The organism is Rhizomicrobium sp., from assembly GCF_056722145.1.
The window spans coordinates 17,233-30,719 of record NZ_JBWZET010000210.1; the positions used below are offsets into that span (position 1 = coordinate 17,233).

Annotated in this window: 14 protein-coding genes; 7 read left to right on the top strand and 7 right to left on the bottom strand. The window is 66.0% G+C overall.

Annotated elements, in window-relative coordinates; all coding sequences use genetic code 11:
- Nucleotides 1-42: 42 nt before the first annotated feature.
- The 5 genes from AC1P6P_RS11325 to AC1P6P_RS11345 all read left to right on the top strand — a co-directional run bounded on the left by AC1P6P_RS11325 (nt 43) and on the right by AC1P6P_RS11345 (nt 3,634).
- Nucleotides 43-1,194, top strand: coding sequence for a saccharopine dehydrogenase family protein (locus tag AC1P6P_RS11325; protein WP_481402545.1), 1,152 nt, complete (start codon nt 43-45; stop codon nt 1,192-1,194).
- Nucleotides 1,191-2,702, top strand: coding sequence for an L-piperidine-6-carboxylate dehydrogenase (gene amaB, locus AC1P6P_RS11330; protein WP_481402546.1), 1,512 nt, complete (start codon nt 1,191-1,193; stop codon nt 2,700-2,702). Before AC1P6P_RS11325 ends, amaB begins: the two co-directional genes overlap by 4 nt.
- 101 nt (nt 2,703-2,803) lie before the next feature.
- Nucleotides 2,804-3,046, top strand: a complete 243-nt coding sequence (locus AC1P6P_RS11335; protein ID WP_481402547.1) for a hypothetical protein — start codon at nt 2,804-2,806, stop codon at nt 3,044-3,046.
- A gap of 62 nt (nt 3,047-3,108) precedes the next feature.
- The gene (locus AC1P6P_RS11340; RefSeq protein WP_481402548.1) at nt 3,109-3,399 is read left to right on the top strand and encodes a hypothetical protein; all 291 of its coding nucleotides are present in this window, start codon (nt 3,109-3,111) and stop codon (nt 3,397-3,399) included.
- A 55-nt stretch (nt 3,400-3,454) separates the two neighbouring features.
- Complete coding sequence (locus AC1P6P_RS11345; protein ID WP_481402549.1) at nt 3,455-3,634, top strand: hypothetical protein; 180 nt, start codon at nt 3,455-3,457, stop codon at nt 3,632-3,634.
- Between the two features lie 3 nt (nt 3,635-3,637).
- On the opposite strand, the gene motA is transcribed toward AC1P6P_RS11345, so the two are convergent.
- The 3 genes from motA to AC1P6P_RS11360 are packed head-to-tail and all read right to left on the bottom strand — an operon-like array spanning nt 3,638 to nt 5,602.
- A complete protein-coding gene (motA, locus tag AC1P6P_RS11350) occupies nt 3,638-4,507 on the bottom strand; it encodes a flagellar motor stator protein MotA (RefSeq protein ID WP_481402550.1) in 870 nt (289 codons plus the stop codon).
- Between the two features lie 52 nt (nt 4,508-4,559).
- Entirely contained in the window at nt 4,560-5,096 is a 537-nt protein-coding gene (locus tag AC1P6P_RS11355) for an Hpt domain-containing protein (protein ID WP_481402551.1), read from the bottom strand.
- A complete protein-coding gene (locus tag AC1P6P_RS11360) occupies nt 5,087-5,602 on the bottom strand; it encodes a response regulator (RefSeq protein WP_481402552.1) in 516 nt (171 codons plus the stop codon). The genes AC1P6P_RS11355 and AC1P6P_RS11360 overlap by 10 nt, the downstream gene beginning before the upstream one ends.
- A gap of 72 nt (nt 5,603-5,674) precedes the next feature.
- Between AC1P6P_RS11360 and AC1P6P_RS11365 the strand changes: the two genes are divergently transcribed.
- Together AC1P6P_RS11365 and AC1P6P_RS11370 are read left to right on the top strand one after the other, a co-directional pair.
- Nucleotides 5,675-6,133 carry an NUDIX domain-containing protein gene (locus AC1P6P_RS11365; RefSeq protein WP_481402553.1) on the top strand — a complete coding sequence of 153 codons (459 nt, stop codon included), beginning with the start codon at nt 5,675-5,677 and terminating at the stop codon, nt 6,131-6,133.
- Between the two features lie 42 nt (nt 6,134-6,175).
- Nucleotides 6,176-6,721: a GNAT family N-acetyltransferase gene (locus AC1P6P_RS11370; RefSeq protein WP_481402554.1), complete on the top strand. Its 546-nt coding sequence runs from the start codon at nt 6,176-6,178 to the stop codon at nt 6,719-6,721.
- Between the two features lie 14 nt (nt 6,722-6,735).
- On the opposite strand, the gene AC1P6P_RS11375 is transcribed toward AC1P6P_RS11370, so the two are convergent.
- The 4 genes from AC1P6P_RS11375 to AC1P6P_RS11390 all read right to left on the bottom strand — a co-directional run bounded on the left by AC1P6P_RS11375 (nt 6,736) and on the right by AC1P6P_RS11390 (nt 13,480).
- Complete coding sequence (locus tag AC1P6P_RS11375) at nt 6,736-7,626, bottom strand: S1/P1 nuclease (RefSeq protein WP_481402555.1); 891 nt, start codon at nt 7,624-7,626, stop codon at nt 6,736-6,738.
- A 68-nt stretch (nt 7,627-7,694) separates the two neighbouring features.
- Complete coding sequence (locus AC1P6P_RS11380; protein ID WP_481402556.1) at nt 7,695-9,743, bottom strand: hypothetical protein; 2,049 nt, start codon at nt 9,741-9,743, stop codon at nt 7,695-7,697.
- A gap of 1 nt (nt 9,744) precedes the next feature.
- Nucleotides 9,745-12,435: a DUF4159 domain-containing protein gene (locus tag AC1P6P_RS11385; RefSeq protein WP_481402557.1), complete on the bottom strand. Its 2,691-nt coding sequence runs from the start codon at nt 12,433-12,435 to the stop codon at nt 9,745-9,747.
- Nucleotides 12,436-12,610: 175 nt separating this feature from the next.
- A complete protein-coding gene (locus AC1P6P_RS11390) occupies nt 12,611-13,480 on the bottom strand; it encodes a DUF58 domain-containing protein (RefSeq protein WP_481402558.1) in 870 nt (289 codons plus the stop codon).
- Between the last annotated feature and the right edge of the window lie 7 nt (nt 13,481-13,487).

Consider the following 13,487-nt stretch of genomic DNA (forward strand, 5'->3'; position numbering starts at 1 on the left):
ACCGGTTCCGTGGTTTCGCCGTCATCTTCGGCACTCTGCCGGATGATAGCGCATCTTCCGGCGCTTTGCCGGCTGATCGATTGGCTTTCTTTGGCGGACACTGAGGCGAATGCGGGAGTGTGCAAGATGACGAACGTGATGCTGGTCGGGGGCGGCAAAATCGGCGTTGCCATTGCGGAATTCCTTGCCGGCAGCGGCGACTACCGTGTCACGGTCGCCGATCGCGATGACGAGGCGCTGGCGCGCATGCCCTCGACCGTGGAACGCCGCCGGGTCGTGATCGACGATGCGGCAAGCTTGGCGCGCGAGATCGCCGGCCACCACGTCGTATTGTCGGCGACACCCTATTATCTCAATGCCATCATCGCGGCTGCGGCGCGGACGGCGAACGCCCATTATCTCGACCTCACGGAGGACGTCGCCTCGACGCGGGCCATCAAGGTACTGGCCGAAGGGGCCGATACCGCCTTCATCCCGCAATGCGGACTGGCGCCCGGCTTCATTTCGATCGCGGCGCATGATCTGGCGCGAAAATTCGACAAGCTGCGCGACGTGTCGATGCGGGTCGGCGCCCTGCCGGTGTTTCCCACCAACGCCCTCAAATACAATCTCACTTGGTCCACCGACGGGTTGATCAACGAATATTGCAATCCCTGCGAGTCGATCCGCGACCATGTTCGCGGCGAAGTGCCGGCGCTCGAGGAGATCGAGCATTTCGCGCTCGACGGCAGCCAGTACGAAGCCTTCAACACCTCCGGCGGGCTCGGCACCTTGTGCGATACGCTGGAAGGCCGCGTCGAGAACCTCAACTACAAGACTGTGCGCTATCCCGGCCATCGCGACATCGTCAAAATGCTGGTGCGCGACCTGCGTCTCGGGCTTCGCCGCGATGTGCTGAAAGACGTGCTCGAAACCGCCATCCCCGTCACCTTCCAGGACGTGGTGCTGATCTTCGTTACGGTGTCGGGGTGGCGCGATGGCTTGCTGACGCAGGAGAGCTTCGCAAAAAAGATCTATGCCCGCGAGATCGGCGGCCGGCTGATGAGTGCGATCCAGATCACCACCGCGGCCGGCATCTGCGCCATGTGCGATCTCGTCGTCGCCGGCAAGCTGCCGCAGAAGGGCTTCGTGCGGCAGGAAGAATGCCGTCTCGACGATTTCCTCGCCAACCGTTTCGGAGGCCATTACGCATGAGTTTTCGAGAGACCTCCCGCCACGCCGGTCTGCTGGTCGAATTCGGCATCGAAGCGCGCGGTGATCATGTCGTGCGGTCGCCGATCGATGGCTCGGAGCTGGCGCGCGTTGCGTTCGACGATGCCGGCCAGATCGATGACAAGATTGCCGCCGCCGTGGAAGCGTTCAATGCCTGGCGCGATGTTCCGGCGCCGCGCCGCGGCGAACTGGTGCGCCTGTTGGGCGAGGAATTGCGCGCCAACAAGGACGCGCTCGGGCGTCTCGTCACCGTCGAAAACGGCAAGATCCTGGAAGAAGGCCGCGGCGAAGTGCAGGAGATGATCGACATCTGCGATTTTGCCGTCGGCCTGTCGCGCCAGCTTTACGGCCTCACCATTGCCTCGGAGCGCCCCGGCCATCGCATGATGGAGACCTGGCATCCGGCGGGTCCGGTGGCGGTGATCTCGGCGTTCAACTTTCCGGTCGCGGTCTGGGCGTGGAATGCGGCGCTGGCGCTCGTCTGCGGCAACAGCGTGGTGTGGAAGCCATCGGAGAAGACGCCGCTCACCGCGCTCGCCGTGCAAAGCCTGTTCGATCGCGCGCTGGCGAAATTCGAAGCCGCCGCCGGAACGGTGCCGGCGCATCTGTCGCAGCTCGTTCTCGGCGATCGCAGCGGCGGCGAAAAGCTGGCCGCAGACCCGCGCATCGCCGTCGTCAGCGCCACCGGGTCGACCGCAATGGGCCGCAGTGTTGCGCCGCAGGTGGCGGGCCGCTTCGGCCGCTCCCTTCTCGAGCTTGGTGGCAACAATGCGATGATCGTCTGTCCGTCGGCGCGGCTCGATTTGGCCGAACGGGCAATCCTGTTCGCCGCCGTCGGCACCGCCGGTCAGCGCTGTACAACGTTGCGGCGCCTGTTCGTCCACGACTCGATCGCGTCCAAACTGATCGAGCGGATGAAGACGTTGTATGCGCGTTTGCCGATCGGCGACCCCCTGCAGAAGGGCACGCTCGTCGGCCCGCTGATCGATGGCGCCGCCTATGAGGCAATGGAGCGCGCGCTGGCGGCCGCGGCGGGTGACGGCGGCAGCGTGTTCGGCGGCGGCCGTGTCCTTGCCGAGCGCTACCCCGACGCCTGGTATGTGCGCCCGGCCCTGGTCCAGATGCCGCGCCAGACCGAGATCGTCGGCCAGGAGACGTTCGCGCCGATCCTCTACGTCATGACCTGGAACGATTTCGATGCCGTGCTCGCCGAGCACAACGCCGTCCCGCAAGGGCTGTCGAGCGCAATCTTCACCCGTGATCTGGAAGAGGCCGAGCGGTTTCTGTCGCGCTCCGATTGCGGTATCGCCAACGTCAATATCGGCCCCTCGGGTGCCGAGATCGGCGGCGCGTTCGGCGGCGAGAAGCAGACCGGCGGCGGGCGCGAGTCCGGGTCCGACGCCTGGAAGGCCTATATGCGGCGCCAGACGGCAACCGTGAATTTCAGCCATCAGCTGCCGCTGGCCCAGGGCATCGCCTTCGATTTGTAAGTTTTGCGGCTATTCCGTATGCGACGGCGTGTCGTGATTCATCACTTTTTACCGATCCACCCGCTAGCCTGACGCGCAGAAGCGTGAAGAGGCACCGGGCCATGGCGATTGAAGCGGGCGACGATGTGTATGTCGACGACGGCACCGGCATTGTCGGGCATGTGCGGCGCGCCAATCTGCGCGAGCTGGTGATCTTCGTCGAGGATCAGGGCGACGTCACCCTGCCGCGCACCGCCGTGAAGACGGCCGCCAGCAATGCAGTCCTGCTGATTTGCAGCAAATTGCCGATCAAGCTGCGCGCCATGATCGGGCATCTGCACGGCGAGGAATACGAAGAAGATTAAGTGCTGCCGCCACGGCAACGCTTGTCACACCGCACTCCGCCGGCCTCGTCTAGGCTGGCGTGATGAACAATGCTTTTCCGCCCATCGAAGAGGGCTATGACGTTTTCGTCCACGACGGAGACGTCAAGATCGGCGCCGTGCGCGGCCTGTCGGCGCGGGAGCTTCAGGTCTATGTCGAGAACGCCGGTGATTTCTTCGTGCCACGGACCGCGGTGATGGAGGTGGTGGCGGGCAAGGTGGTGCTGAATTGCGCCCGTCTGGACCTGTCGCTGCGCCGCGCCATAGGCCATGCCCACGATGCCGAGGATCCCAAGGCCAGAAGCGGATTTCCCTCGGCCGAAGAGGCCGATTAACCTTTCCTTAAGCATCCCCTTCGCGTCAAAACGGGACAGGCTTACAGTGGCGGGCATGAGGCCGCACCCGTTGCAGTTCCCGAAATTTGCGCAAGTCACCGGCATGATCGTGACCTCGATCGTGGTGTTCGGCACCGATACCGACATCCTGCTGGCGATTCCGCTCGGAATTCTCGCCGGCGGACTGGCGACGTTTTTTGTGTCGCTGTCGGACGAGCCTGCCAAACAGCGCTAGGCGCTATTCTACTTTCGGGATGTTGTTGATCGTTTCTTCCAGCTCCTGGAAGGTGGGCTGGGCTTCGCTCGGCACGCTGCCGCGACCGATTTCGACCGACACCTGGGCGGCATTGCCGTGCAGGTGGGCGACCAGGATGTCGCGGATGACGTGGTAGAACATCGCCTCTTCGTCGACGATCGATTTGAGCCGGGTGCCGAGCGGTCCGACGATGCCATAGGCCAGGAACACGCCCATGAAGGTGCCGACCAGGGCCGAACCGATCATGCCGCCGAGGATTTCCGGCGGCTCCGAGATCGAGCCCATGGTCTTGATGACGCCGAGCACGGCGGCGACGATGCCGAGCGCCGGCAGGCCGTCGGCCATGTTCTGCAGCGCGACGGCGGTCGACAGCGCCTCGTGATGGTGCTTTTCGAGCTGCTTTTCCATCGCCGCTTCGACCTGGAGCGGGTCTTCCAGGCTCATCGTCATCATGCGCAGCGTGTCGCAGATGAAGGCGAGCGCGAAATGATCTTTGCTGATCTTGGGATAGCGCTTGAAAATCGAGGATTCTTCGGGCTTTTCGATGTGTGCTTCGAGCGCGATCAAGCCCTTCGACTTCATCGTCTTGGTGAGCAGGAACAGCAGGCACAGCAGTTCGCGGAAATCGGTGGTTTTCCACTTCGGGCCGCTCATCACCTTGCCAAAGTCGCCACCGACTTTCTTCAAGGTATACATCGACGAGGCGATCAGCAGCGCCGCCAGGGCGGCACCGAGAATGGTGAGCAGTTCGTGCGGCGCGGCTTCGATCACCGACGTCAGCGAGCCGCCTGACATCAGGAAGCCGCCGAACACGCAGGCGAACAACACCACAATCCCGATAATCTGAAGCATAAGGAACGCCCCAAGTGCATTGTTATTATCGCGGTGAAGGGCTTAACGCGGCCTAAACCGAACCGGAGCGGCTGCTGGTTTCCGAGAGATTAATTTCGGACAGTTTCTTGCTGACCAATAGCGCGAGAACGTCGGCGACAGTGCCGCCGAGACGGGTGGCTTCGTCTTCGGCACGGGCGGCGCGGATGGCCGCTTCCAGGTGAAGCTGCACCACGGCCGTCTCCGGGGCGAGCCCGGCACGGGTCAGGGCGTCGAGATAGCGGCACAACTGACCGGCGATTGCGGCCGCTGCCGTCAATCCGGCGTTGCCGGCAAGGCCTCGCACTTCATGCGCTTCGCCGTAGATGCATTCGAAAGCCCCGCCCGCAACCGCCGCTTGCATGCGTTCCAATTGGAGCTGCAGGCGATCGATGTAGACCATCACGGCTTCGCGGATTTGTCCGGCACCGCCGTCCAACGCCTGCTCCGCAGCTTCGGTCGTCGCTGGATCGCGCAGCCGGCGGGAAATCGCCGCCGCCGCTGTCGCCGGCAGCACCGGATAGGCCCCCGGCTGGATCATGATGCACTTGCCGGAATTCTTCATGCGCATGCCTGCTCGTCGTGGCGGTCGTCTTTGCGGCGCCACGGTCCGTCGTAAGGTTGGTCGCTGCGCCGGCGCCGGTCGGGGCCGAAATAGCCCGCACAGCGCACGAACGGCCGTGGCCGTTCGACGATTTCCAGCACGCGCAGCAAGAGCTTCTGCACGGTCAGCGGTTTGGCGAGAAATTCGGTGACGCCGGCGTCGCGCGCCGCCTCGACGCGATGGCGTTCGGTGTGGCCGGTCACCATGATGATGGGAACGTACGGATTGGGGCTTTCGGGCGAGGTACGGACCTCGCGGATGAAGGCGATGCCGTCCATCACCGGCATCGACAGGTCGGTGAGGATGAGATCGACGCTTTCTTCCTTGAGGAATGCGAACGCCGTGTCGCCATTGTCGGCCTCGCGGATATTCTTGAAGCCGAGTGCATACATCACCGAGCGGATCAGTGCGCGCATATGGACGTTGTCTTCGACGACCAGCGCCCTCAAACTCTCGATGCTAGCGTCCGACATGAAACGAGCCGACCCCCCGGCTTGACGGATCGGACGATACGGAGCGGGGGGTTAGGAAGTGGTTAGCCCGCCATGCGGTGGATCGAAAAGCTCGCGGCCAGTGTGGTGGCACATGGGCGTGCGATGGTAGTGACGCCCTGGGACGTCGGCGCGGCGGCCATTGTCGAACAGGGCGGCCGCGTCGTGCTGGTGCGCCATTCCTACAAGTCCGGCTGGCTGTTTCCGGGCGGTGCGGTGGAGCGGGGCGAAGCGCCGGCTTCGGCGATCATCCGCGAACTGCAGGAGGAGATCGGCCTGACCCAGTCGGCGCCGCCCCAGCTTGTCGGCGTCTTTACGCGGCGCCGGCTGTGGGCAACCAATTTGATTCTGCTCTACCGGGTGCGCGAGGCGGTGTTTGTGTTTCGGCCGAATTGGGAGATCCGCGAACTCAGGCTGGCCGATCCCGCCAACCCGCCGGAGGGGACCGGCCCGGCAATCCGCCGCCGCCTCCAGGAGCTGATCGGTGCGGCTTCGCAAGCCGTGACGTGGTGAGCAGGGTTGCATTTGCCACACGCTGCCGTTAGCGAAAGCGTCATGACCGAGCAGAGCTGGCAGATCAGGCCGGAACGCGCCGAAGACGCGCCGCTGGTCGAGCATTTGAACGCCGTCAGTTTCGGTCCCGGGCGCTACGCCAAGTCGGCCTATCGCCTGCGCGAGGGCGTCGATCCGGTCGCCGGGCTGGGATTTGTCGCAGTGGACGGCGCCGATGTGCTGGGCTCCATCCGCTTCTGGCCGGTGGCGATCGGCAGGGACAAGTCGTTGCTGTTGGGGCCCTTGGCGGTGCAGCCGGGCCTGCGTGGCCGCGGTATCGGTATCGCCTTGATGAAACACGCCATCGCCGAGGCCCGCGCCCAGGGCTATCCCTCCATGGTGCTGGTGGGGGACGAGCCTTATTACGTCCGCGTCGGCTTTGCGCGGCTGGCGCCCGGGCGGATCAAATTCCCCGGTCCGGTCGATCCGGCGCGCGTCCTCGGCCTGTCGCTGGCAGAGCACAATGTGATGCTGACGATCAAAGGCGAGGTCCGCCGCGCCGTCATCGCCCATCCGGTCTGCGCCTGCGGCGCCGATGTGGCAGGCTGACGGCCACCTTTCGATTAATTCTGTGGTTCCGGAGGCGGTGCCGTATCTGGCGTTGCTGATGTCGCGGGCGTTCCGGCCGGGGTCAGCACCGTGTCGCCGAGCGCGTCGTTCAGTACCGCCGCGAGCCGCAGGCCCGCTTTGGTCAGCTGCATCGCCGTGATCGGGCCGACGCTGGCCGGATAGCCGTCGGGGAGCATGATCGGTGCCAGCGTACTGCCGGTGCCGGGAAACGCCGGATAGATTTTGGTCTTGGCGATCAGGAAGCTTTCGTTCGCCCAGATCTCGGGCGTGCCGGTCGACCATTGCGCGGCCACTTCGGGCGTGATCTTCGCCGATAGAGCCGCGGCGATGGTGGGCGCATCGGGGCCGATGGCGGCGACGGTGGCGTTGTCCCACACCGAATGCAGGTTGGTCTTCTTGGCGCCTGCCATCAGCAGGACTTTGTTGCCGCCTTTGTCCTGGTTGTCGGCGCAATGCAGCGGCTGGTGGATGTCGCCGACGAAGTGGATCAGGAACTTCAGCGCCTCGGTCCGCACCGGCTTGGCCAGCGTCTTGTCCTTGAGGACCGCGATTTCCTTGGTGATCTGGGCGACGACACAGTCGTCGTTGGCGCAGTCGCGGGCCGCATCATAGCCGTCGTTGGTGATTTCGATATCGACATAATGCCAATGCGCGGTGTCGCCGCGACCGCGCCGGATTTCGTCGGCCCAGGCGGCGACGGCGGTCATGCCGGTGATGGCATCCGTGGCGTCGAGCAGATCGGCCACGGCGGCGGCGGCGGCGGGCGTCAGGCGCGGCGCGGCAATCTGGGCGACGGCTTGGTGGCCGACCTTGTCCCACGCCAGCGACGGCGTCAGCGCCAAGGCCGCAAGGGCCAGCGACAGGATCAGACGTTTCGCGTGCATGGGATCGTCCCGGTTGGAGTGCGGCCGGCAGCATACAAGATCGGCGCCCGGGCGCGAGCTGCGGTGCCTTACCGCCCCTCTTGGCGCCAGGCCAGCAACAGGGTGCCGACGACCAGGAGCAGCGCCAGCCAGGCAGGCAGGAGCGGGGTCTGGTCGACGCTTGTCACCCGCGAGGTCTCGTTGGCGGCAATTCCCATCCAGCCGTCCCCAGCCATGTGACCGCTTTTGCCGACTCGACGGATGTCGGGAAGCCCTTCCGCAGCCCAGGCGATGCCGCCGCCGGATTGTTCGACCACCGGCTGCAGCAGCCGGTCGGTGGCACGCATGTCGGCGACTTCTTTCGGGTTCAGCGGGCCCGCCGCCGCCACCGCCGACAAGGTGCCGTCGCTGACGCGATAGAGCCCCAGCGCTTCGGCCGGCAGGCGCCCGCGCCACAATCCGGCTTCCGATTTGGTGAGCGGCAGTGTCGATTTGGCGCCGCCCGGACTCGTCACCGTCACCACCGGCGGCTGGTTGGCCAGGGTGCGCCGTTCCACCACCAGATCGCCGCCGGCGATGGCTGCCGTCAGGCGCTCCTCTTCCAGCTCCGGCTCTTTCATCGACCAATGGGCGATGCGGCGCAAAAGTTCGGCGATCGGGCCGCCACCTTCAAAGCCGCGTGCCCACAGCCAGCCCTGATCCGACAACAGTTCGGCGACGCGACCCTTGCCGATGCGGTCGAGCACCAGCAAAGGCTTGTCGCCGGGACCGCTCATCACCACATCGCCCATCACTTTCTGGGCGCCGATCTGACGGAACCAGCGGCCCCAGCTGGGCGGGGTCTTGTCGGTGTTGGCGCCGGGAAGATCCTTGGTGATGGGATGGGCCTGGCCGAGCTGAGTCACCATCGGCTTGAACGGCTTGGTGATGACCTCGCCGGTCGGCTGCGCCGGCAGCACCACCGACAACGGCGTGCGGTAGATGCTGGTATAGGTGGAGAATTCCGGCCCCGCCGAAACCAAGAGGGCGCCGCCGTTGTACACATAGCCCGACAGGTTTTGGTAATAGCGCAACGGCAGGATGCCGCGCTCGCCATAGCGGTCGAAGATGATGAGGTCGAAACCGTCGAGCTTTTCCTCGAACAGTTCCTGGCGCGGGAATTCGATCAGCGCCAACTCGCTCATCGGTGCCGGCTCGATCTTTTCCGGATCGCGCAGAATGGTGAAATGCACGAGATCGACGGAGGGATCACCCTTTAGGAGGCTGCGCCAGACGCGCTCACCGGCATTGGGTTCGCCCGAGACCAGCAGCACGCGCAGCCGGTCGCGGACGCCGTTGATCGCCACTACGGCGCGGTTGTTTTCGAGCGTCAGTTCGGCCGGGCCGGGAGCCGCCTCGATTTCGACGACGCTTTCGCCCTCGTGGGTGATCGGGATTTCGATCGGCGTGTCGCGGCCGATGGCGATATCCTCAGCGCCCGCGTCGGCGCCGTCGATGCGGACGGCGACATGTGCGGTGCCGGCATTGCCGCCGCCAAGATCGTCGACACGCACCACCACACTCGCCTTCTGGCCGACGATGGTATAGCGCACCGCATCCACCACGGTCAGCTTGCGGTCGTTCTCGCCGCGTTGGCCGACGATGATCGCATGCACCGGTCCCGCCTTGGCCTTGGCCGGAATATCGTGCACCTCGCCGTCGGTGATCAGAAAGGCACCCGCCACCCGCTCGGGCTGAACGTCGGCCAGCGCGGCGTTGAGCGCGGCAAACGCCAGCGTGCCGGAATCCTCGCCCGCCGGGTTGGTGGTGATCGTCACGGTACGGACGTCGAGGTTCTTTTCCTGCTTCAGCCGCGCCGTCAGCGCCGCTGCGGCTTTGTCGGCGTCGGCCTTGCGGCTGCCGATGCTCATCGACTGCGAATGATCGACCACGATCACGGCGACATCGCTGAGCGGCTCGCGGTTTTCGCGCACCGCCAGCGGATTGGCGAGCGTCAGGATCAGGGCGAGGAAGGCGAGGCCGCGGGCCCAGGTCCCGCGCGCGCCGACAATGAAGCCATAGGCGACGAACAGCACCGCAACGCCGATCAGAACGCCAAGCAGCGCCGCCGGGATGTGGGGGGCGAAGACGATGCTCATCCTACTTCCCCAATCGCTGCAGGATGGCTTTGACGTGCACCTGATCGGTCTTGTAGTTGCCGGTCAGGGCATACATCACCAGATTGACGCCGAAGCGGATGGCGAGTTCGCGCTGGGTCGAGCCGCCGGGCGCGACATCGACCAGGGCATGGCCCTTGCCATCGGTCGCCCACGCCGCCGCCCAATCGTTGCCGCCGATGATCACCGGCGACACGCCGTCGCCGCCACGGATCGGGGCGTCGCCGGGGGGCAGCGCCTGGGCCCACACCGTGCCGCCGTCCCAGCGCCCGGGGAAGGTGGAAATCAGGTAATAGGATTTGGTCAGGACGTGGGCGGGCGGCACCGGCGCCAACGGCGGCAGGTCGAGCTTGCCCAAGAGGCGGCGCAGCGTGACTTCGCCCGGATTGTTGGGACCACGTACCGGTCCCAGCGTCAGGTCGCGGGTGTCGATCAGGATGGTGCCGCCATTGCGCATATACTCGGCGACTTTGGACAGCGCCGCCGCCGACAAATCTTTCTGGCGCGGGTCCATCGGCCAATAGAGCAACGGGAAGAACGACAGGTCGTCCTTTTCGAGATTGACCCCCATCGGCTCCTGCGGCGCATAGGTGGTGCGCTGTGCCAACACGGTGCCGAGCCCGCTTAGCCCCGCCTTGCTCATGGCGTCGACATCGGCAAGGCCGGTGACGACGTAGGCAAGCCGGGTATCGAGGGCCGCCTTCATCGCCTGGGCATCGTCGGCCCGCGCCGCACCTGGGTACAGCAACAGCAGCACCAGCGCGGCACCGAGCCAGCGTTTGACGTTCGGCACATAGCCGCGCAGCACCAGCGCGATCAGGAAATCGGTCAGCAACAGGAAGGCGGCCACGATCAGGAACGGCGTCTTGAGGGGTTGGGCGGCCCGCGCTGCATAAGGATCGCTGGCAAAATCGAGCCTGGGCATCGGCGCCAGAACGGTATCGGCCCGCGCCGCGTTCAGCGCCCGTTCGGCGCCCGGGGCGCCGTAAAGGCCCGGCGGATGGTTGCGCGACGGTGCCACGGCAGCGATATCGGTGCCGCGCAACGGCTGGGCATCAGCATTGGCGGGGCCGAGTTTGCCAAAGCCGTCGAGTGCAGCGGCGGCCGGCAAGGTGGCGCTCGCCGAAAGTTCCGCCGGTTCGACGCCGGTGGAGAGCGTCATCAGCCGGCGCAGCATGTCGACATAGAGCCCCGACATCGGCAGCGTCGACCAGCTTGGCGCCGCGGCGACGTGGAATTGCACGATCCACCCCTTGCCGCGCGCCGCCGCCGTGACCATCGGGGTGCCGTCGGTGAGCCGCGCCCAGGTACGTGACGACAGCGTCACCGACGGCTCGGCGAGAATCTGGCGCGACACCGTTACGTCGCCGGGAATGGCAAGGCCGCTGAACGGGCTCGCATCGGGAAAGGCGGCGAGGTGCTGCGGCGATCCCCACGATAGCGCGCTGCCCAGCGTGCGCCCACCGGCGCGCAGGGCTACCGGCACCAGATCGTCGGTGCCGCCGGCGGTGTGCTCGCCGGCAAAGCGGATCAGCAGGCCGCCGTTCTCGACGAATTTCGCCACCTTGTCGTGATCGGCGCCGGCAATCTTGCCGACATCGGAGAGGATCAGCACCGAGACGTTGCGCGCCAGCAGATCACTGATGCCGCCTTGCTTGAGATCGGCATACGGCGCCAGCGCCCGGTCGAGATAGAAGGCGCCGCTCAGCAGCGGTTCTTCGTTCTGGGCGCCGGAGACCAGCCCGACCGAACGTCGCGGCGCACCGCGATCGAGCAAATGCACCGCGCCGGCGCTATGGCTGCCGAGAATTTCCACCCGTGCCGTCTGATTGCGCATTTCCAGCGGAATGGCGATCTTGACAATGGTTTTGGCTTTGCCGTCGTCGAAGCGGAACGGCGCCGTCGCCAGCGTCTGGCCTTGTTCGCCGAGCGCCGCCACGACGCCGTCGCGCACCCCGTCGTCACCGCTGCGGATCAGCGTGATCTCGAACCCGGCCGAGGTGTTGGCGGCAGCCGTCACAGCCACGGGCCCGCCGTTGGCATTCTTGAACAGCCGCACCGAGCCGAGCCGTTTCAGCGCCGCGGCGGTTTTGGCGGCGAGGCCATCATCGACCCCGTCGGACAGCCACAACACTTCGGCGCCGGGTTGCAGTTTGGCGAGCGCGGCCTGCACATCCTTGCGGCTGGCGAGCCAGGGGCGCGGTTCGAGCGCGGCGGCGGCCTTGGCGGCGCGGCCGGCATCGAGGAGTTCGGGATCGCTGTGGTCGGCGGTCGCCAGCAGGGCCACCGGGCGATTGGTGCGGGCGGCGCTGTCGAGGGCTTCGCGGATCAGACCGGCGCGCGCGTCCCACTCCGGCGCTGCGGTCCAGCCATTGTCGACCACCAGCACCAAGGGGCCAGTACCGGTCAGCGTCAGCGTGCGCCCGATCTGCGGCTCCGAGAGAGCGATGATGATCGCCGCCGCTGCGATCAGGCGCAGCAGCATCAGCCACCACGGCGTGCCCGATGGTGTTTCTTCCTCGTTGTGAAGGCCGAGCAGCAGGCGCAGCGGTGGAAACACCACGCGCTTGGGCAAGGGCGGGGTGACGCGCAACAAAAACCAGATTACCGGCAACACGACCAGGCCGGCGAGAATCCAGGGTGCGCCGAAACTGATATGGGGCAGGAGGTTCATCGCGCGAACCCTCGCCAAGGCGACGAAAATCTCACGCGGAGGCGCGGAGGCGCGGAGACATCATACCTCGGATGAGTGGGTTTCAACCGCCATGCGGTTTCGTTCGCACGGTCGCTCCGCGCCTCCGCGCCTCCGCGTGAGACCAGCTGCTCTGCTCCGCGCGTTTCTGGCGTCATCACCCTGCCATCCGGTGTCCGCCCGACAGATCGGCGTAGAGCGCCACCAGCGCGCCTTGCGGCGAGCGGTCGGTCCTGTGGGCGGTATAGTTCCAGCCGAGTTTGCGCGCCAGCAACGCCACCGCTTCGGCATGGGCCTTGAAGCGGGCGCGGTATGCGCCGGCGACGCCTTCGGCGCGTCCCAGCGTGCGGGTAAGCGCCCCGTCGACGGTTTCGAACCGGGTGCGGCCGGCAAAGGGAAAATCCTCTTCCGCCGGATCGATGATGTGCACCAGCCTGCCGCCGGCATTGGCCCGCGTCAGGCGGCGGATGGTGTGCTCGATGTCGTCCAAGGGCTGCAGGAAATCGCCGAACCAGACGAACTGGGCATTCTTCGGCAGCGGCGCCTCGGGCGGCAGAAGGTCATCGCGCGGGGCGCGTTCGCTGAGGGCAAAACCAATCCGGCGATAGGCGGCGCGCGAATTGGCCGGCGGTTCGCGTTCGCCATAGAGTGCGATGCGTTCGCCGCCGCGCACCAACAAAATGCCGATCGCCAGCGTCAGCAGGCTGGCGCGCTCGAGTTTGGTCTCGGCCCCCGAACCGAAGCGCATCGACGGCGCGCCGTCGCGCCACAGCCACACCGATTGCGCCGCTTCCCATTCGCGCTCGCGCACATACAGGTGCTGGCTCTTGGCCGATTGGCGCCAGTCGATAGCGGTGGCGGCATCGCCGGGGCGATAGTGATGATATTGCCAGAAGCTCTGGCCGATGCCGGCCTTGCGCCGGCCATGCATGCCGAGGGTCACCGACGAGGCGAGGCGCTCGGCGCGCACCATCAGCGCCGGCAGCGCGGCGGCAAGGGATTCGGCGCTGTCGGTGAGCCGGGTCATCGCCGCG

What these genes read in the sequence shown, in the direction of transcription:
- AC1P6P_RS11325 (WP_481402545.1), top strand. Translation starts at nt 43, where the DNA reads ATGATAGCGCATCTTCCGGCGCTTTGCCGGCTGATCGATTGGCTTTCT.
- amaB (WP_481402546.1), top strand. Translation starts at nt 1,191, where the DNA reads ATGAGTTTTCGAGAGACCTCCCGCCACGCCGGTCTGCTGGTCGAATTC.
- AC1P6P_RS11335 (WP_481402547.1), top strand. Translation starts at nt 2,804, where the DNA reads ATGGCGATTGAAGCGGGCGACGATGTGTATGTCGACGACGGCACCGGC.
- AC1P6P_RS11340 (WP_481402548.1), top strand. Translation starts at nt 3,109, where the DNA reads ATGAACAATGCTTTTCCGCCCATCGAAGAGGGCTATGACGTTTTCGTC.
- AC1P6P_RS11345 (WP_481402549.1), top strand. Translation starts at nt 3,455, where the DNA reads ATGAGGCCGCACCCGTTGCAGTTCCCGAAATTTGCGCAAGTCACCGGC.
- motA (WP_481402550.1), bottom strand. Translation starts at nt 4,507, where the DNA reads ATGCTTCAGATTATCGGGATTGTGGTGTTGTTCGCCTGCGTGTTCGGC.
- AC1P6P_RS11355 (WP_481402551.1), bottom strand. Translation starts at nt 5,096, where the DNA reads ATGCGCATGAAGAATTCCGGCAAGTGCATCATGATCCAGCCGGGGGCC.
- AC1P6P_RS11360 (WP_481402552.1), bottom strand. Translation starts at nt 5,602, where the DNA reads ATGTCGGACGCTAGCATCGAGAGTTTGAGGGCGCTGGTCGTCGAAGAC.
- AC1P6P_RS11365 (WP_481402553.1), top strand. Translation starts at nt 5,675, where the DNA reads ATGCGGTGGATCGAAAAGCTCGCGGCCAGTGTGGTGGCACATGGGCGT.
- AC1P6P_RS11370 (WP_481402554.1), top strand. Translation starts at nt 6,176, where the DNA reads ATGACCGAGCAGAGCTGGCAGATCAGGCCGGAACGCGCCGAAGACGCG.
- AC1P6P_RS11375 (WP_481402555.1), bottom strand. Translation starts at nt 7,626, where the DNA reads ATGCACGCGAAACGTCTGATCCTGTCGCTGGCCCTTGCGGCCTTGGCG.
- AC1P6P_RS11380 (WP_481402556.1), bottom strand. Translation starts at nt 9,743, where the DNA reads ATGAGCATCGTCTTCGCCCCCCACATCCCGGCGGCGCTGCTTGGCGTT.
- AC1P6P_RS11385 (WP_481402557.1), bottom strand. Translation starts at nt 12,435, where the DNA reads ATGAACCTCCTGCCCCATATCAGTTTCGGCGCACCCTGGATTCTCGCC.
- AC1P6P_RS11390 (WP_481402558.1), bottom strand. Translation starts at nt 13,480, where the DNA reads ATGACCCGGCTCACCGACAGCGCCGAATCCCTTGCCGCCGCGCTGCCG.